The sequence below is a fragment of the Pseudoduganella sp. RAF19 genome (assembly GCF_052114165.1).
Taxonomy (GTDB): Bacteria; Pseudomonadota; Gammaproteobacteria; order Burkholderiales; family Burkholderiaceae_D; genus Rugamonas.
In genome coordinates, this window is record NZ_JBFREF010000001.1 from 48,659 (window position 1) to 66,228 (window position 17,570).

Genomic DNA, 17,570 nt, shown 5'->3' on the forward strand with positions numbered 1-17,570 from the left:
ATGGCAATTGACGTCTACCTGTATATCGATGGCATCAAGGGCGAATCCGCCGATGACCGCCACAAGGACTGGATCGAATGCAAATCGGTCAACTGGGGCGTGGAGCAGCCGCGTTCCGCCACTTCGTCGACGAGTGGCGGCCACACCGCTGAACGCTGCGAGCATCGCGATATCGTGATCTCCAAGCTGGCCGACCTGTCTTCGCCGATTCTGCTGCAGACCTGCGCCGCGGGCCGCACCATTCCGAAAGCGAAGTTCGAGTTCATGCGCGCTGATGCGCAAGGAGAGCGCGTGAAGTATTTTGAAATCGAGATCGACAATGTGCTGGTCAGTGGCATCAGCCCGGGTGTGGAAGAGGGCGACATTCTGCTGGAGGAAGTCGGCTTCAAATTCTCGCGCGTGCGCTGGAAATACACGCAGCAGAAGATTTCTGGCGGCGCGGGCGGTAACACCTCCGGCGGCTGGGACCTGGCGACCAACCGCATCATTTGAGCTGGCGGCATTGGCCGCGGCGGCAGAAAAGGCCCCGCGGCCCTTTTTTTCCCTGAAAGGACGCGGCAATGAGCCTGTTCGACCGGCTGTTGGGCGATCGCGACGTCACGCATTTGAAGGATGCGGTCGGCCGCGATCTGGAAGACCTGCTGAATACACGCAGCGTGTTGCCCGCGCATCTGCAGTGCGCTTATCCCGAATGCGCAGCCTCGGTGCTGAATTACGGGCTGGCCGATTTTGCCGCCATGTGTCTCGGCAGCAGCGAGGACCGGGCGCGCATTTGCGCCAGTCTGCGTATGGCAGTCGAACGTCACGAACCGCGGCTGCGCAATGTGCGGGTCCGCCTGGAGACGCGGCCGGGCACGGTGAACCGCGTGGACTTTTCCATCAGCGCCGTGCTGCAAGCACCCGGCGCGCGTGAACCCGTCAGCTTCAACGCCTTGCTGCAGCCATCTTCGTTGCATTACTCGATCAAACGCGGAGCCCGAGCATGAGCATCAACCTGAAAACACTGATCGGAAAGTTGAATGAAACGGCGCGCGGCGCGGCAACGCGTGCCGCCAATCTTTGCATGGGCATGGGACATGGCGAGGTCGATATCGAGCATCTGTTCGTGGCCTTGCTGGGCCAGCAGGATTGCGATATCTGCACCGTGGCGCGCAAATGCAGTATCAGTCTGACCACGCTGGAAGCGGACTTGCGGCGCGAGCTTGGCACCTTCAAAACCGGTAATGAGCGAGTCCCGGTTTTCTCGCGGCGCCTGCAGCTGTTGCTGGAGCATGCCTGGCTGATCGCGTCGCTCGGCTTGCCGCAGCCGGGTGAAATCCGCAGCCTGCATTTGCTGCTTGCGCTGCTGACGGAGCCTTCGCTGGCGCAGTACGCCGCCCGTGCCTCTCAGCTTTTCGGGCAGTTCCCGGTGGATGAACTCAAACACAAGCCACAGAAATATTTGCGCGGCTCAGGCGAATCGATGGCGGCGACGCCGGACAGCGAGCGTGCGGGGGACGCCGCGGGACAGCTGCTGCGGCCTACCCAGGCACTGGACCAGTTCACCGCCAACCTCACGCGGCAGGCAAGAGAGGGCAAGCTTGATCCTGTTGTTGGACGCGATGCCGAAATCCGGCAGGTAATCGATATTCTGACTCGCCGGCGCCAGAACAATCCTATTCTGACCGGCGAAGCGGGCGTTGGCAAGACGGCGATCGTAGAAGGTTTGGCCCTGCGCATCGCGGCGAATGATGTGCCGCCAAGCCTGCAAGGTGTGGCGATTCACGTGCTGGATATGGGCCTGCTGCAGGCCGGCGCCAGCGTAAAGGGCGAGTTCGAGAGCCGCCTGAAGAACGTCATCGATGAAGTGAAACGCAGCCCGCACGCCATTATCCTGTTCATCGATGAGGCCCATTCGATGATCGGCGCCGGAGGTCCGGCTGGACAGGGCGATGCTGCCAACTTGCTGAAACCTGCGCTGGCACGCGGCGAGCTGCGCACGATTGCGGCAACAACGTGGAGCGAATACAAGAAATACTTCGAGAAGGATGCGGCCCTGGCGCGACGCTTCCAGGTGGTGAAAGTGGATGAACCGGACGAGCAGACTACAGCGTCAATGCTGCGCGCCATGGTGCCGCTGATGGAAAATCATTTCGGCGTTCGTGTGCGCGACGAGGCCGTGACGGAAGCGGTGCGCCTGTCGCATCGCTATATCACCGGCCGCCAGTTGCCCGACAAAGCGGTCAGTGTTCTGGACACAGCCTGCGCTCGTGTCGCATTGGGCCAAACTTCGGCGCCGGCTTTACTGGAGGATGCTGCGCGCCAGATCGAGCGGCTGTCGTCGCAGATCGCTGCGCTGGAGCGTGATATCGCCGAGGGCGCCGTGTCGCTGGTCCCATCGCACAATGGCCGGAGCGGATCGCACCGCGTTGCCGGACCCGAGGCGCGGATGTCTGCTTTGCGCGACGAACGTGGCACCCTGCTGGCCTGGCATGGCGAATTGGCTGCTCGTTGGGAACGCGAGAAAGCGCTTTGTGCTCAAATCGCAGCTTCGCGTGACAACGGCGGCACCGCCCAGGTCGCACCATTGATGCAGGAGCTGCGTGCAATGCAGGCCGATGCGCCGATGGTGCCGCTTGAAGTGGATGGACACACGGTGGCCGCGGTGATCGCAGCATGGACCGGCATCCCGCTCGGAAAAATGGTGCGCGACGAGGTACGCACCGTGCAGCAGCTGCGCCCCGCGCTGGAATCGCGCGTGCTGGGTCAGGCGCATGCCATTGAAACCGTCACGCGGCGCATGCGTATTGCGCGCGCCAATCTGGAGGATACGTCCAGGCCGAAGGGCGTGTTCCTGTTCACTGGTCCCTCCGGTGTGGGCAAGACTGAAACAGCGCTGGCACTGGCGGACGTGCTGTTTGGTGGCGAGCGCAAACTCATCACAATCAATATGAGCGAGTATCAGGAGGCGCACAGCATATCGGGCCTGAAAGGATCTCCGCCGGGGTATGTGGGCTTTGGCGAAGGCGGTGTGCTGACGGAGGCTGTACGCCGCGCGCCATACAGCGTGGTGCTGCTGGATGAAATCGACAAGGCGCACGCAGACGTTGCTGAATTATTCTTTCAGGTTTTTGACAAGGGATTTATGGAGGATGCTGAAGGCCGGCTAATCGATTTCCGCAACGCGGTGATAATCATGACCTCCAATCTGGGCTCGGCGGCGATCATGCAGGCTTGCCTCAATAAGACCAGGGCCGAGTTACCGGCGCCGGAGCAGCTTGATGCGCTGGTGCGGCCACTGCTGGTGCGCCACTTCAAGCCCGCCTTCCTCGGCCGCTTGGAAGTCGTGCCTTTCTATCCGGTTGCCGATGATGTGCTGACGCAGATCATTGCACTGAAACTGGGGCGCATTGGCCAGCGTGTCAGCGACAACTACCATGCGGAGTTCAGCTGGGATGAAGCACTGCTCGAAACGGTGCTGGCGCGCTGCACGGAAGTCGATTCCGGCGCGCGCAATATCGACAATATCCTGAACGGCACGCTGCTGCCGGATATCGCGGACGTGGTGCTCGCGCGTATCGCGGAAGGCGCGCCCGTCTCGAAGATCAAGGCCAGCGCCAATCGCCACGGCCAGTTCAAGCTCACCATCAAATAAGGAGGCCGCATGCTCAGCATCGAACAGCTTCTGGTTCCCATCAGCGTGACCGAGCCGTGTGGTGAGGATTTGTCGTTCAGTGCCGAAGTGGACGCCATCGCCCGTGCGCGCCAGCATGACGATCCGAGCCTGGAGCAGGGCGAGTGGACCGTGGCGCTGAAGGAAGCCGACTGGCCTTTCGTGGCCAGCCATTGCGCGGCGCTGATCCAGACGCGCAGCAAGGACCTCAAGCTCGCCGTGTGGCTGACAGAGGCGCAAGCGCGCACGCAGCAGTTCCGCGGGCTGGCGGATGGATTCGGACTGTTGGCCGCCTTGTGCGATCGCTACTGGGAGCGCGTACACCCGCTCGGCGAGGACGATTTCGAGCAGCGCATCGGCAATCTAAGCTGGCTGCTGTCACAAACGCCGCAGCTGGTCAAGGACATGCCGGTGTCGGAGGATGGCAGCATCACGATGCTCGACTTCGAACGCGCGCGCCAGAGTGCGTCGCGCGCGGAGCAGCCCGGCCAGCCCACGATTGCGGAGCTGGACGCGCGGCGACGTGGCAATTCCGAAGCGTTCAACGTGGCGCTGCTGGAAGATGCCGATTACTGCCTGTCCGCCTTGCGTGCGCTGGAGCAGGCCGTAGATACGCGCTTAGGCGCGGATGGCCCCTCGTTCGCGGCGGCGCGCGAGGCTGTGCAGCATGCGATCGATTTTATCGGCTTGCTGGCGCCGGAACCCGACGTGGCACTTGTTGATGGCGAAGAAACCGGCGGCAGGCCCTCCGCGCACAGCGGCGCGCTCTGCACGCGCACCCAGGCCCTGGCGCAGTTGCGGCAGATCGCTGACTTCTTCCGCAGAACGGAACCGCACAGCCCCGTGGCTTACCTGGCCCAAAAAGCCGCCGCCTGGGGCGATATGCCGCTGCACGAATGGCTGCATTCCGTGGTCAAAGACCCAGCGCTTGCAGCGCAGCTGGACGAACTGCTCGGCGCGGGCTAGCGCAAGCCGCTACAATGGCGGGACATCCGTAACCGGGAGCCTCCGCATGATCGATCATCTCGACCACCTCGTCCTGACCACGCGCGACAAGGAGCGCTGCGTCGATTTCTACACGCGCCTGCTGGGCATGCAGCTGGAGACTTTCGGTGCAGGCCGCATGGCCTTCAAATTCGGTTCGCAGAAGATCAATCTGCACGAATACGGCAAGGAATTCCTGCCGAAAGCTGACGTACCGACGCCCGGTTCGCTGGACCTGTGCTTCATCGCTTCCATACCATTGGACGAGGTCATCGAGCGCCTCAATGCGGCCCATGTGGCGATCGAAGAGGGTCCGGTGATGCGGACCGGCGCCAACTGGCCGATCCGCTCCATCTACCTGCGCGATCCGGATCTGAACCTGATCGAGATCTCAGAGAAGGCATGAAGCGGGCAGTATGCGCGGCCTGTCTGCGGCCATCGACAACATGCATTTGCGGCTGCGTGATGCCGGTGCAGAGCGCGGCTGACGTGCTGATTCTGCAGCATCCAATGGAAGTCGCGAACGCCAAGAACAGCGGCCGCTTGCTGCATATGTGCCTGAAAGGCAGCACGCTGATGGTTGGCGAGCAGTTTGATGTGCTGCCGATGCCGCGCCGGGCGGTATTGCTTTATCCTGAGACGCCTGGCGACCGCTCGCTTGGCCTCGCGCCACCACCTCCGTTCGATCCGGCCTGGCGCGCGGAAGAGTTGACGCTGGTGGTGCTGGACGCTACCTGGCGCAAGAGCCGCAAGATGCTTTACCTGAACCCGCAGTTGCAAGCCATGCCGCGCTTGCCGCTGCGCGATACGCCGCCTTCGCATTACCTGATCCGCAAAGCGCACAAGCCCGATCAGTTGTCTACGCTGGAAGCTACAGCTTACGCGCTGGCGCAGCTGGAAGGCGATGAGCACAAATACGATTCTTTGATCGCTGCTTTCGATCAGTTCGTCGCGCAGCAGCAGGCGCTGGCCGCGCGCGGCACAATCAGCTCAGGAGCTTGAGTCCTGGCGGCAGTGCTTCACCAAGCATGCGCTGTTCGCTGGCCTGATCCAGCTGCACGACTTCGCGCACCAGTGCCGGCCAGCTTGGCGGAGCGCCCGCAGTCTCAAGGCGGCGGACGATTTCGGCACGCAGCGTTTCATTGATGTCGCGTGTGCGGTCACCTGTCATGCGTGCGAGATGAGCAGCTGCAAAACCGGCCGGTTCGATCTTGCGCCAGTCCAGTTTCAGCAACTCGCTCAGCCACTTTTCGACCGTTGCAATCGGTGCCACGTCGTGCGCGCTGCCATGGAAGGGGCGGCGCGCGCCGACACGTCCTAGCGCCCACAGGTAGCGGGTGTACAGCGCGGCAGCTTTGGCCTCGGCCTTCAGGGCCAGCTTGGGCGCCTTGGCCAGTTCCCCCATCATCCAGTCGCCGATTTCGGCCTTGTACGCGGACGGGATGCGTTCCAGCGATGCACCGAGACGCAGCATATCGTCTTCGCTGCCGTTGACCAGCGTGATGGGACGGCGCCCGCGCTCGGCGGCGTCGGCTTGCAAGTTGAAGGCGAAATCGTCCAGCAAGCGCAGTTGCGCTTCTGGGGACAGACCTCCGGACACCCGGCGCCAAAGCGTCCACCATTCGGCCGCGACTTGGGTGTCTTTGTGGTGCTGCACGCCTTGCTCGAACAGTGCCCACAGCTGTTCGATGCGATACTCGTCCAGCGGGTGACCGAAGCCGGGACGCAGGCAGAATCCGCTCAGATTCAGCCACGCGCGCTCGTGTTCGGGTGAACGGCGGCGGCCTTTGGCGCGTTCGACCAGCGCGTCGAACAGGCCACGCAGCAAATGCGTTTCCCATTTCTCGCGGCTGCTCAGCAGGTGTTCAAGCTGGCTGCGCAGCTGGCGCACTTCCTTGATGTCGACTTGCTGCGCGCGGGTGCCGAAGATGCGGTCGATTCTCTCGACCGCTTCGCCAAAGCGTGCCGGCAGCGCAGGTTCATTGTCCGCTACGCCGGACTCGCTGTCGGCGGCATCTGCGGCGCCGGCGCGCAGGTCGAATTCCAGCAGCCAGCGCTGCTCGTCGGCAGACACGCAATGCACTTCAAGCGTGCCGACTTCGCTGAGCGAGGCGGCCAGCTGCACGGGAATTTCCTTGCGTGCCGACGCGTTGCCGCTGTCGCGCAGAACGGTGGCGACGACCGGCAGCTGGACGAAATCGTCCGGCCTCAAATCGGCCAGTTCGCCCGCCAGCGGCTGACGCTCGTCGGCGATGGTCGAGACAATGTGGAAGCGCACCGGGCGCCCCAGGCGCAGTGCGAAGCTGCGGTCTTCCAGCCGGATCTCACGGCCCGTCTCGGCACCGCGCGGCAGGATGCATACTGCGCGGCGCGATACGCCAGGCGCGCGGGCGCTGTCCAGCAACAGGTAATAGCTGCGCGGCGAACCGCCGCCGATGGTGGGCGACAGTCCTTGCTTGCCCAAGGTGTAGGCCACGCCGCCGCGCGCCACGGCCACGTCCGGATTATCGTTGTGTAGCACGCGCACCGGCGCACCGCGCCAGTTGGACAGCGTATCGGCCAGTCGCCTGGCCAGCGCTTCAGCGTGGAACACGCCGCCGTTCAGCAGCAGCGTGTCGGGCACGGGCAGCTTGCCATCGTCCGGCAGGCCGAGTGCCGCGCGGGCGGCGGTCGCGTGCTGGCGCAGGAAGCTGGCCAGGTGGCGTGTCACTGCGGGATCGCTGGCATAGGGCAGGCCGAATTCGACGATGCCGCCGCGCGAGCGCCTGGCGCTTTCCTGCTGTTCGTTGCGCGGGAAGAAGCCGTCGACGACAATCTGTTCGACCTCGGTGCGCGTCAGCGTGGCGCTGCGGCTGCCGCCGATCAGGCGCGAGCCCGAACCCAGCAGGGTGATCGTGGTCTGCTCGGGCGCGTCCGGCGCCAGCAGCAGTTCTTTGGCGGAGCGGGCGCGCTCGGTGAGCTGCGCGAGCTGGCCGGCGGACAGGCGCGTCCCGGCCGCGCCGCCGCCGCCGGGCAGCCGCGATTCGGCCAGCCGTGCCAGCGCCAGGTCCATATTGTCGCCACCCAGGATCAGGTGGTTGCCGACGCCAATGCGCGTCAGCTCCGGCTGGCCATCGCGCAGTGCGACGCTGATCAGACTGAAGTCCGTGGTACCGCCGCCGACGTCGGCAACCAGCACGAGTTTAGCGCCGGCCAGCTCGGAAGCCAGCGTATCGCGATGCCGATGCAACCAATCGTAGAAGGCCGCCTGCGGCTCTTCCAGCAGGCGCACGGACAATCCGGCCATGCGCGCCGCTTGCAGCGTGAGGGCACGCGCGCCTTCATCGAAGGACGCCGGAATGGTCAGCACAATCTGCTGGCGTTCCAGCGGCTGCTTGGGGAAGCGCGCATTCCAGGCATGGCGCAGGTGGGTGAGATAGCTTGCGCTGGCCTCGACCGGCGAGACTTTCGGCACATCGGCGTCGGCGCCCCACGGCAGGATGGGGGCGGTGCGGTCGACGTCGGGATGCGAGAGCCAGCTCTTGGCGCTGGCGACGAGGCGGCCCGGCACCTGAGCGCCAAGCTTGCGCGCGAGGGCGCCGATCACGGCATCGCCGGCCGCGCCAGTGCTGCCGGGAAGTTCGCCTGGAGCGGGATGGTAACGCAGAGAAGGGAGCAGCGTCTGCGCCGCGACTTCGCCGGGCGCGATCAGCTGCTCGATGGGGAAGAGTTCAATGGCGGCGCCAGGCGCCGCATAAGCGAGCACCGTATTCGTGGTGCCCAGGTCGATGCCGACTAAATAGGTCATTGCCCCTCAGCGGCGCCGCGCACGTCGAACTCCACCTTCCAGCGCTGGCCATCGCGGGCCACCGCCAGCAGTTCGAGCGTACCCGCTTCGCTGGCATAAGCATGCAGGCGCACCTGCACTACATCGCCCGACTGACGGCCTTCCGGCGACAGCGTGGCCTGGATTTCATTCAGCTCGATCAGTTCATCGGGGCTCCAGGAATCGAGCACATCGCCGATCTGGTCCTGACGGCGCACGGAGGAACCGAAGAAGCGGAAGTGCACCGGCTCGCCGACCACCAGACCGAATTCCTGGCCCGGCAGTTCCAACTCGCTACCTTCTTCCATGCCGAACGGCGCCACGCACAGCGCCTGGATTGGCGGCTCCATGCCCGGAATCGCCGGCATCGAGGATTCGACCGCCACATAGTAGGAACGCGCCGTGCCGCCACGGATGCGCACACCGGCGCCGCGACGCACATAGCTGTAGTAAGCCGCGCCGCGTGCTACGGCCAGATCCAGGTCGGCGCCACCCAGCATACGCGCCGGTTCGGCGCCTTCGGTGGATAGCCAACCGTTGATAGTATCCATCACGCGCTGCGACAGCAGCTCGGACTTGAACACGCCGCCGTTGAACAGCACCGCGCTCGGATGCAGGAAGGTGTGGGCCGGATTTGGCGTGAAGCCTTCCAGTTCAGCCGTTGCGCCCACCTGGCGGCCAAGGAAGGCGGCCAGGTGGCGGGTGATGGCGGCGTCCTGCGCGTAAGGCAGGCCAAGCTGGGTCAGGCCCGCGCGAGGTCGCACAGCCGGACGCGCCGATGCCTCAACAAGCGGGAAGAAACCGTCGGTGATGAAGGTGGTCACTTCAGCGCGCGTCAGTTCGGTGCGGATCGAGCCGCCAATCAGTTTCGAGCCGCGGCTTGGCACCACGATAGGCCAGGTCTCGGCTTGGGCATTGGCCAGCAGGTTTTCCTTGGCGGCGCGGCAGCCGTAGGTCAGGGCGCGCAGCTGCCAGGCGTCCAGCTGCGTGCCATTCGCGGCCAGCTTGCGCGCCACGAGATGGGCCAGGGCCAGGTCCATATTGTCGCCGCCCAGCAGGATATGGTCGCCCACGGCCACGCGGTGCGGTTCCAGCTTGCCGTCGCGTTCCAGGATGGCGATCAGCGAGAAGTCGCTGGTGCCGCCGCCCACGTCGACCACCAGGATGATGTCGCCCGGCTTCACTTCCTTGCGCCAGCGGCCATCGCTGCCCTGAATCCAGCTGTACAGGGCAGCCTGTGGTTCTTCCAGCAGCGTCATGGCTTCGTAGCCGGCGGCCTTCGCGGCTTCGGCCGTCAGTTCGCGCGCGGCCGGATCGAAGGATGCGGGAATCGTGACCGTGATGGCCTGCTCGTTGAAAGGCGCTTCCGGATGCGCCTTGTCCCAGGCGCTGCGCAGGTGCTGCAGGTAGCGCGTGGATGCTTCCAGTGGCGACACGCGCTGCACTTCTTCCGGCGCATCGTTCGGCAGGATGGCGGCGCGGCGGTCCACGCCAGGGTGGCACAGCCAGCTCTTGGCGCTCGACACCAGGCGGATCGGCGTGGTGGCGCCGCGGCTGCGCGCCATTTCGCCCGTCACCTGGCCCGCTTGAGCGGCCCATGGCATTTGCAGATCGCCGGGCGCCAGTTCATCGGCGTGCGGCAGATAAAGGAAGGACGGTAGCAGCGGCAAGTCTTCGACGGTGCCGGGGCCGGTCAGCTGCGGAATCGGCAACACGCCGTGCTGGGTTTTCTCGCCGTCGCTGCCGCCCAGGTCCACATAGGACAGGGCGCTGTGCGTGGTGCCAAGGTCGATGCCAATGGCGTAACGGGAATCGCTCACAGTTCCACCTCGGCCGGCGCCAGGATTTTTGCGTCATGTGCTTCCGCCAGTTTCGGCAGATGCACGCTGGTGGCGCGCCAGCCACGGTGGCTCAGCGTACCGGTGAAGGGGGCCTTGCCGACCACGTTGCCGGTCAGGCGCACGGCGGCCGCGTCGAAGCCCTCCGGCAGCGTAATGCGGCTGCCTTCGGCTTCGTTGCGCACGGATTCGATGCTGAAGTGCTCGCGCAGCACTTTGGCGCAGCCTTCGTGCACCACGCGCGCCGCGGCGCCAATGTCTGCGTCGGCATAGCCGGACAGATTCTCTTGCGTGAAATCGATCAGGCGCGCTTCGCGTTGCAGCAGGCTGAGAAGCTGCAGGGCTGCGTCCGGCGTGGCTTCGCGCAGTGGCGCGGCGGCTGGTGCTGGAGCAGGGGCTGGCGCAGGGGCCGGTGCGGGAACAGGGGCCGCGACGGGGCCAACCTGGTCATCGCGCACGCGGGCAGCGAATTCGGCGTCGCCAAGGATCTTGAAAAAAGCACCGATGGCGAGGGAAATCCGGCTCCCGAAGGAGGGCAGCGTTGTTGGTTTGTTCATTTATTGCTCTTTGAAGGTGGGGGACATCCCAGGAGGAGTGCGAATGATACCAGTTCGACCACATCTCCGGCGGGGCTGTCTGCCGCCGCGCTTGCGGCTGGCCGCTGTGAGGCTTAAAATACTGGATATATATACAGTATCCGAGGCAGCTCATGCAGGACGAAGAATTCGAGGGGCAGGTCATGCTGCCGCCGCAGTCGCTGAAGGCGCAAAAAGGGCGCGGGGCGGTGTCCAACCTGCAGGGGCGCTATGAGGTGTTCGGGCGCGAGCTGTATGACGATGGCTGGGAGCGCGAGGAAGAGGAGCCCAAGGCCTGGCGCACCCACGTCACCGACGAAACGGCCAAGTCGATTTTGACGCGCAACCAGTCGCCGGACATTCCTTTCAATGTATCGCTGAATCCCTACCGTGGCTGCGAACACGGCTGCATTTATTGTTTCGCGCGTCCCTCGCACAGCTATCTGGGCTTGTCGCCGGGGCTGGACTTCGAAACGCGCCTGTTCGCCAAGACCAATGCGCCCGAGCTGCTGAGCAGTGAGCTGGCCAAGGCGAGCTACGTTCCGGAACCCATCGCGCTGGGCGTCAACACGGACGCTTATCAGCCCTGCGAGCGCCAGTACAGGATTACGCGCCGCGTGCTGGAAGTGCTGCAGGAGTGCGATCATCCGGTGGGCCTGATTACCAAGTCTTCCTTGATCGAGCGCGATGTGGACATTCTCGGCGCGATGGCGGCCAAAAATCTGGCCGCAGCGTCGATCACCATCACTACGCTGGACAGCAAGATCTCGCGTACCCTGGAGCCGCGCGCCGCCGCACCTTCACGCCGCCTGCGCACCGTCGAAACGCTGGCCAAGGCGGGCATCCCCGTCGGCGTGAGTATCGCGCCCATCATTCCGTTTGTGACCGAGCCGGATATCGAGAAAGTGATGAAGGCCGCGCGTGATGCCGGGGCGGTGATGGCGAGCTATGTGGTGCTGCGCCTGCCATGGGAAGTGAGTCCGCTGTTCAAGGAATGGCTGGAGGCCCATTTCCCCGACCGCGCGGCGCGCGTGATGAACCGCGTTCGCGATATGCGCGGCGGGAAGGATTACGACGCGACCTTCGGCAACCGCATGCACGGTGAAGGTATCTGGGCCGACCTGATCGACCAGCGCATCGCCAAAGCCACCAAGCGCCTCGGCATGCTTGGCCGCGGCACTCGCTTCCGCCAGCTCGACTGCACCCAATTCAAGCGCCCTCTGATCGTTCCCGCGCTCAGTCCGCGCGCCAAAGCCGCCGCAGCAGCGGGGCAGATGGATCTGTTTTAAGCCTTGTTCAGCGCGGCCAGGTGTTCTTCGATGGCGTGGACGTGCTCGTCGTGGTGGCCCATGTCGCGCAGGGATTCGGCCAGGCGGAGGAGATATTCGATGTTGGGGCCGCTGGGGCCGGAGGCTGCCGCGATGTGGCGGGCAATTTCTTCGACAGGGGCGTCGCCGAGGTAGGCGGCGTTGTCGGCGGTGGCGATGTAGACCAGGCCTTCTTCGACGCTGCCGTCATTGTCGAAACGGATGTCGATGGCCAGGCGCAGGTAGCCGTTTTTCTCGCGGTGGTCGAGATGGGCGAATTCTTCGGGCGTGACGAGGTAAGCCACACCGTGGCAGACCGCGCCTTCTTCCGGGATCAAGGTCGCCACGCGGCCGGGCGACTCGGGCGTGCCGCGGTGATCGTGCGAGCCTTGCCAGAAGCGGCGCGTCCAGCCGGTGATGCTGGCGGGGCGGCGGTCGATGAAGGGGAAGTCGGCTTTGTAGATCAGGGACCCATATCCGAACAGCCACACGCTATGGTGGCCGTCGAACATATCCATCGTTTTGTTGATTGCACTGGTGTCGTGAGTCATGGCGATCATTATAGGGCGTGTTCGCCGAGGAAGCTGATGAAGCGTTCCGCAGCGGGCGAAGGCGTGCGCGAGGCCTTGGTGTAAATGAAGAACTTGCGCATCAATTCGGGTTCGGTGAGCGGACGCATTTCCAGTCCGTAGCGGCGCACCATGGTCGCGGCGTACGGCAGGCAGGCCGTCACACCAAGGCCGGCGGCGACCATGGCCAGGGCCGTCGTCATGAAGGTCACTTCGTTATAAGGGCTGAGCGAGTGCATCTCGCGCAGCAGGCGCTCGGTGAACTGGCCCTGCAGTGCAATCAAAGGATGGGCATTCAGTTCGGACCAGCGCACGCAATCCTGGGCGGCCAGCGGATGGCCGGCCGGGAACACCGCCATGAAGGGCATTTCGAACAGCAGCTGCGCATCCACATCGCCCAGCAGGTCGCGCTCGGGACCAATGCCCACGTCCACCTCGCCGCTGGAAACGCGCGGCGAGACATTGTCGACCGGGCAGTCGATCAGCTGCACCTGCACGCCCGGATAGGCCTCGCGATAAGAAGCAATCACCTCCGGCAGCAGGGTGCAGCTCAGCATCTGCGGCGCGGCCACGCGCACGATGCCTTTCTTCAGCGCCTTGCGGCTGGCGATATCGGCCATGGCGCCGTCCAGGTCCTGCAGCATCTTGTCGAACAGGGGATACAGCTCGCGGCCCACTTCCGACAGCTGCACGCGGCGCGTATTGCGCTCCACCGCTTTCACGCCCAGCAACTGTTCCAGCTCCTTGATCTGGCCGGACAGGGCGGACTGGGTTACGTGCAGCAGCTCGGCAGCAAGGGTGAAGCTGCCGGTGCGGGCCAGCGCAACGAGGGCGCGCATCTGGCGAACGGTTGGACTCATCAGGAAATCTAATAAATTGCCATGAAAATATCGTTTGTATGATAGCTGAAACGGGAGTTTAATGTCGGAATACTGAGGAGACCCCGCCATGAAAATCAAGCAAATCCACCACGTCGCCTACCGCTGCAAGGACGCAAAGGAGACCGTGGACTGGTACGTGAAGCACCTGAACATGAACTTCGTGCTGGCCATCGCCGAAGACGAGGTGCCATCGACCAAGGCGCCGGACCCTTACATGCACGTGTTCCTGGACGCTGGCCACGGCAACGTGCTGGCCTTCTTCGAACTGCCGACCCAGCCCACCATGGGCCGCGATGAAAACACTCCGGCCTGGGTGCAGCACCTGGCGCTGGAAGTGGACTCGATGGACGAGCTGCTGGCCGCCAAAGAGCGCCTGGTCGCCGGCGGCATCGACGTGCTGGGTCCCGTCAATCACACCATCTTCAAGTCGATCTATTTCTTCGATCCGAACGGCCACCGCCTGGAACTGGCGGCCAACGTCGGCACGCCGGAAATGATGAAAAAGCTGGACGACGTGAAGTGGGAAATGCTGGAAGAATGGTCTAAAACGAAAAAAGCGCCCAAGCACGCCGCCTGGATGCACGCCCCGCAGGAAAAATAAAATGAAGCTCGCAACCCTGAAAGATGGCAGCCGCGACGGCCGCCTGGTCGTCGTATCGCGCGACCTGAAAATGTGCCAGGCCGTTCCCAATATCGCACCAACCATGCAAGCCGCACTGGACAACTGGAACACCGCCGCACCGCAACTGAAACAGATTTACGCCTTGCTGAACCAGGGCAGCGCATCCGGCGCCAAGCCTTTCGACGAAAAGCAATGCCACTCGCCGCTGCCGCGTGCCTACCAGTGGGCGGACGGTTCGGCCTACATCAATCACGTGGAGCTGGTGCGCAAGGCGCGTAAAGCGGAAGTGCCGGAGTCCTTCTACACCGATCCGCTGATGTACCAGGGTGGCTCCGATTCTTTCGTCGGTCCGCGCGATCCGGTGTATGCGCTGAGCGAAGAGTGGGGCATCGACCTGGAAGCGGAAGTGGCGGTGGTGACGGGCGATGTGAAGATGGGCGCATCCCTTGAAGAAGCAGGGCAGGCGATCCGTCTGGTCATGCTGGTGAACGATGTCTCGCTGCGTAACCTGATTCCGAACGAACTGGCCAAGGGCTTCGGCTTTTTCACGTCCAAACCGGCCAGCGCTTTCTCGCCGGTGGCCGTTACGCCCGATGAACTGGGCAAGGCCTGGGACGATGCCAAAGTACGCCTGCCGCTGCTAGTGCAGATCAATCGCCAGCCTTTTGGCAAGCCGAATGCAGGCGAGGACATGACCTTCAACTTCGCCCAGCTGGTGGCGCATGCGGCGCAGACGCGCGAGCTGTGTGCCGGTACGATTATTGGCTCGGGCACGGTGTCCAACAAGCAGGGCAGCCTGCACGGTTCCAGCATCGCCAACGGCGGCGTCGGCTACTGCTGCTTGGCCGAGGTGCGCATGTACGAAACCATCGAATCGGGCAAGCCGCAGACCGGCTTCCTGCAGTTCGGCGACCAGGTGCGCATCGAGATGCATGACCAGCAAGGCAAAACTATCTTTGGCGCCATCGAACAGACCGTCCGTCCTTATGGAGAGCGTGCATGAAGCTGTACACCTACTTCCGCAGTTCGGCCGCCTACCGCGTGCGCATTGCGCTGAATCTGAAGGGGCTGGAGTACGACGCCGTTCCCGTGCACCTGCTGCGCGATGGCGGCGAGCAGCGCAAGGAAGCCTTCACCAGCGTTAATCCCAGCGCCCTGATTCCTGCGCTGGAAGACAATGGCGTGGTGCTGACGCAATCGATGGCCATCATCGAGTATCTGGAAGAAGTGCATCCCATGGTGCCATTGCTGCCGCAGGATGCGGTGGGCCGCGCCCGCGTGCGCGCGCTGTCGCAGATCATCGGCTGCGACACCCATCCCCTGACCAATCTGCGCGTGCTGAAGCACCTCAAAGGCCCGCTTGGCTTTACGGAAGAAGCCAAGACCGAATGGTGGAAGCATTGGAATGTGCTGGGCATGCAGTCGCTGGAGGCGCATCTGGACCGCGATGGCGATGTGGGCCGCTTCTGCTATGGCGATACGCCAACCATGGCGGATTGCTTCCTGATGCCGCAGGTGTTCAACGCGCGCCGCTTCGAAATCGATATGGCGCAGTTCCCGCTGATCTCGCGCATCGCGGCCAACTGCGAAAATCTGCCAGCCTTCATTGCCGCGCACCCGTCCAACCAGCCGGACACCGAAGCGTAATTACTGGCCCGCGACCACCAGGTTGCGGCCATCCTTCTTGGCGCGGTACAAGGCTTTGTCCGCGCGCACCAGCAGCGAAGACGGCGAGTCTTGAATGCCGGTAGGATCGGCGGACGCTACGCCAACGCTGATCGTCAGCGCCACCGGCGCGCCGTCTTCCGCGTTCACGTGTATCATTGATACTGCTGAACGCAAGCGCTCGGCCGCGCGCATCGCGACTTCGATATTCGTTTCCGACATCAGCAGCACGAATTCCTCACCGCCAAAGCGCGCCGCCAGGTCGGTGCTGCGCATGGATTCCGTCAGCAGCCTGGCCACGGCGACAATGGCTTTGTCGCCCACTTCATGGCCGAAGGTATCGTTGATGCGCTTGAAATGGTCGATGTCGATCATCAGCAGCGACAGCGGATGTTTGAAGCGCCGCGCACGTTCCAGTTCATGCGAGACCTGGTCGGTCATCTTGCGGCGGTTGGCGATACCGGTCAGGGGATCGGTGGTGGCCAGCTGTTCCAGCTTCTGGTTGGCCATCAGCAGCTCCAGCGTGCGCTGAAGCACGCGGTCTTCCAGGTTGTTGCGTTCGTCCGCCAGCGCGGCGTTGGTGCGGCGGCGGTCGCGCAGGGCGATATACAGTGAGGTAATCAGCACGCCCTCCAGCACGATCAGGGCGATGGCGCTGATGATCTGCCAGCGGTATAAGGCCCACACATCCTGTGGACGATTGCGCACCACGGCATCGGCCGGCAAATTACGCAAGTGGAAGCGCTGTGCGGCCGAATAGTCGAACAGGTAGCCTTGCACGTGCTCTTGCGAGGCGGGTTCGCCGAGCAGGATATGGGCAATCATGCGACCCACGCTTTCGCCGCTGACGACATAACCGCCCACCACGCCGGGCTGCACCAGCGATTCCGAATGGGTGAACACGGGAGCAGGGCTGATGGCTGCCAGTGTGCGCGCCAGTTCGCCGGACGATATCTGCGCGCCCGTGCTGTCGCGGCTCGTCGTCAGCAGGAAGACGGCGGTGCTGCGGTCCAGGCTTTGCGCGGCGCGGCGCAAGTCGTCGAAGGTCTGGTTGTCCCAGTATTCAAAAGAGAGGCGTTTGTTGAAGCCCTGGGCCACGCTGCGGATGGCGGCGATCCATTCCTGGCAACGCGGCGACTGATCGCCCACCACCGCGATGCGCCGCACGCCCGGTGCGATGACCGGTATCACGCCGATGGCGCGCGCGAAGTCGGAGCGCACTTCATAGCCCGTGCCGTCCGTGGGCCGCCAGCCTTCCCGGCCATGGTTCACGTAATGGCGCGGCACACCGGGGAAAAGTTCGGGATGGGCGGCCAGGAAGCTGGCCGCGATGGAATTCTCGGTGACGATGGCGTCGAATTTGACGGCGGCATATTTGGTGCGCAGGTAGGGCGCCATGCCTTCCAGCGCCTGCGATTCGCCGACCAGATTGGCGTCGAAGCGTTCTTCGAAAATGGCGGGCGTGCTGCTCAGGGTGCTGCGGCCCAGCTCATCGTACAGGCCTTTGTGGACCAGCTTCTGCCAGGTCGAGACGGAATCCGAGCCCAGGGAATACAGGATCAGGACCTGGCGCTCCTCATCGGCGGCGGCAGCGGAGCCCAGCCACGCGAACGCGAGCCAGCAGCAAGCCAGAAGGCGAAGAACAGCAGTGCGCAGGGGCGAAGGTGGCATA

At 63.9% G+C, this 17,570-nt stretch carries 16 protein-coding genes; 10 read left to right on the forward strand and 6 right to left on the reverse strand.

Annotated features, from left to right (window positions below; genetic code table 11):
- The 6 genes from AB4Z19_RS00205 (at position 1) to AB4Z19_RS00230 (ending at position 5,638) form a co-directional block, all read left to right on the forward strand.
- Complete coding sequence (locus tag AB4Z19_RS00205; RefSeq protein WP_442023072.1) at positions 1 to 492, forward strand: Hcp family type VI secretion system effector; 492 nt, start codon at positions 1 to 3, stop codon at positions 490 to 492.
- Between the two features lie 68 nt (positions 493 to 560).
- Positions 561 to 986: a type VI secretion system baseplate subunit TssE gene (gene tssE, locus AB4Z19_RS00210; RefSeq protein ID WP_442033836.1), complete on the forward strand. Its 426-nt coding sequence runs from the start codon at positions 561 to 563 to the stop codon at positions 984 to 986.
- A complete protein-coding gene (gene tssH / locus AB4Z19_RS00215; RefSeq protein ID WP_442033838.1) occupies positions 983 to 3,634 on the forward strand; it encodes a type VI secretion system ATPase TssH in 2,652 nt (883 codons plus the stop codon). The genes tssE and tssH overlap by 4 nt, the downstream gene beginning before the upstream one ends.
- Positions 3,635 to 3,643: 9 nt before the next feature.
- Positions 3,644 to 4,618 carry a type VI secretion system protein TssA gene (gene tssA, locus AB4Z19_RS00220; RefSeq protein WP_442023075.1) on the forward strand — a complete coding sequence of 325 codons (975 nt, stop codon included), beginning with the start codon at positions 3,644 to 3,646 and terminating at the stop codon, positions 4,616 to 4,618.
- A 46-nt stretch (positions 4,619 to 4,664) separates the two neighbouring features.
- Positions 4,665 to 5,042, forward strand: a complete 378-nt coding sequence (locus tag AB4Z19_RS00225; RefSeq protein WP_442033840.1) for a VOC family protein — start codon at positions 4,665 to 4,667, stop codon at positions 5,040 to 5,042.
- On the forward strand, positions 5,039 to 5,638 hold the full coding sequence (locus AB4Z19_RS00230) for a tRNA-uridine aminocarboxypropyltransferase (protein WP_442033842.1): 600 nt from the start codon (positions 5,039 to 5,041) through the stop codon (positions 5,636 to 5,638). Before AB4Z19_RS00225 ends, AB4Z19_RS00230 begins: the two co-directional genes overlap by 4 nt.
- Here the strand turns inward: AB4Z19_RS00230 and AB4Z19_RS00235 are convergent.
- Genes AB4Z19_RS00235 through AB4Z19_RS00245 form a run of 3 tightly spaced genes read right to left on the reverse strand, consistent with a single transcriptional unit; the run spans position 5,622 to position 10,836 of the window.
- Positions 5,622 to 8,423 carry an Hsp70 family protein gene (locus tag AB4Z19_RS00235; RefSeq protein WP_442023078.1) on the reverse strand — a complete coding sequence of 934 codons (2,802 nt, stop codon included), beginning with the start codon at positions 8,421 to 8,423 and terminating at the stop codon, positions 5,622 to 5,624. The two genes, AB4Z19_RS00230 and AB4Z19_RS00235, sit on opposite strands and share 17 nt — an antisense overlap.
- Positions 8,420 to 10,261 (reverse strand): Hsp70 family protein, encoded by a 1,842-nt coding sequence (locus AB4Z19_RS00240; protein WP_442023079.1) that lies wholly within the window; start codon positions 10,259 to 10,261, stop codon positions 8,420 to 8,422. Before AB4Z19_RS00240 ends, AB4Z19_RS00235 begins: the two co-directional genes overlap by 4 nt.
- The gene (locus AB4Z19_RS00245; protein WP_442023080.1) at positions 10,258 to 10,836 is read right to left on the reverse strand and encodes a DUF2760 domain-containing protein; all 579 of its coding nucleotides are present in this window, start codon (positions 10,834 to 10,836) and stop codon (positions 10,258 to 10,260) included. The genes AB4Z19_RS00240 and AB4Z19_RS00245 overlap by 4 nt, the downstream gene beginning before the upstream one ends.
- 152 nt (positions 10,837 to 10,988) lie before the next feature.
- Between AB4Z19_RS00245 and AB4Z19_RS00250 the strand changes: the two genes are divergently transcribed.
- Complete coding sequence (locus AB4Z19_RS00250; RefSeq protein ID WP_442033844.1) at positions 10,989 to 12,143, forward strand: PA0069 family radical SAM protein; 1,155 nt, start codon at positions 10,989 to 10,991, stop codon at positions 12,141 to 12,143.
- Here the strand turns inward: AB4Z19_RS00250 and AB4Z19_RS00255 are convergent.
- Together AB4Z19_RS00255 and AB4Z19_RS00260 are read right to left on the reverse strand one after the other, a co-directional pair.
- Entirely contained in the window at positions 12,140 to 12,712 is a 573-nt protein-coding gene (locus tag AB4Z19_RS00255; protein ID WP_442034429.1) for a gamma-glutamylcyclotransferase, read from the reverse strand. The genes AB4Z19_RS00250 and AB4Z19_RS00255 overlap by 4 nt on opposite strands.
- Before the next feature lie 8 nt (positions 12,713 to 12,720).
- A complete protein-coding gene (locus AB4Z19_RS00260) occupies positions 12,721 to 13,590 on the reverse strand; it encodes a LysR family transcriptional regulator (RefSeq protein WP_442026482.1) in 870 nt (289 codons plus the stop codon).
- An 88-nt stretch (positions 13,591 to 13,678) separates the two neighbouring features.
- On the opposite strand from AB4Z19_RS00260, the gene AB4Z19_RS00265 reads away from it, so the two are divergent.
- From AB4Z19_RS00265 to maiA, 3 genes are read left to right on the forward strand one after another with little or no spacing between them, the layout of a single operon-like run.
- A complete protein-coding gene (locus tag AB4Z19_RS00265) occupies positions 13,679 to 14,212 on the forward strand; it encodes a VOC family protein (protein ID WP_442026483.1) in 534 nt (177 codons plus the stop codon).
- A 1-nt stretch (position 14,213) separates the two neighbouring features.
- Positions 14,214 to 15,236 (forward strand): fumarylacetoacetate hydrolase family protein, encoded by a 1,023-nt coding sequence (locus AB4Z19_RS00270; protein WP_442033846.1) that lies wholly within the window; start codon positions 14,214 to 14,216, stop codon positions 15,234 to 15,236.
- The gene (gene maiA / locus AB4Z19_RS00275; RefSeq protein WP_442026485.1) at positions 15,233 to 15,880 is read left to right on the forward strand and encodes a maleylacetoacetate isomerase; all 648 of its coding nucleotides are present in this window, start codon (positions 15,233 to 15,235) and stop codon (positions 15,878 to 15,880) included. Before AB4Z19_RS00270 ends, maiA begins: the two co-directional genes overlap by 4 nt.
- Here maiA and AB4Z19_RS00280 read toward each other — a convergent pair whose 3' ends face one another.
- Complete coding sequence (locus tag AB4Z19_RS00280) at positions 15,881 to 17,569, reverse strand: diguanylate cyclase (protein ID WP_442033848.1); 1,689 nt, start codon at positions 17,567 to 17,569, stop codon at positions 15,881 to 15,883.
- Position 17,570 lies beyond the last annotated feature (1 nt).